Source organism: Streptococcus sp. CSL10205-OR2, assembly GCF_025660655.1.
In the GTDB taxonomy this organism is placed as follows: domain Bacteria; phylum Bacillota; class Bacilli; order Lactobacillales; family Streptococcaceae; genus Streptococcus.
On record NZ_JAOTIN010000039.1, the window covers coordinates 1 to 317 of the forward strand.

The 317-nt window shown below is 36.0% G+C and carries 1 protein-coding gene; it reads right to left on the bottom strand.

Going from position 1 to position 317, the window contains the following annotated elements; translation table 11 throughout:
• Positions 1 to 317 (bottom strand): transposase (locus N7659_RS08135; protein WP_263276628.1); only part of this gene is annotated, 317 nt, incomplete at both ends.

Genomic DNA, 317 nt, shown 5'->3' on the forward strand with positions numbered 1-317 from the left:
TTTTAGCCTTTGGAAAGAGTTGCTTGATGAGTGGGATATAGCTTCCCGACATATCTACAGTCACTACCTTGACTAATTCCCGGACCTTTCTAGAGTATTTGTAGAAATAGTTCTTGATAGTTGTTTGTCTATTGTTTTCAAGAATAGTGACAATTTTTTTAGTGTTATAGTCCTGAGCAATAAAAGCTAATTTGCCTTTATTTCGAGCAAATTCGTCCCAAGATAAGACTTGAGGCAGATGGTGATATCTTTCTTTGAAAGTAAACTGAGATAGCTTTCTTTGTACAGTAGAGACAGAGATGTGAAGTTGATTAGCG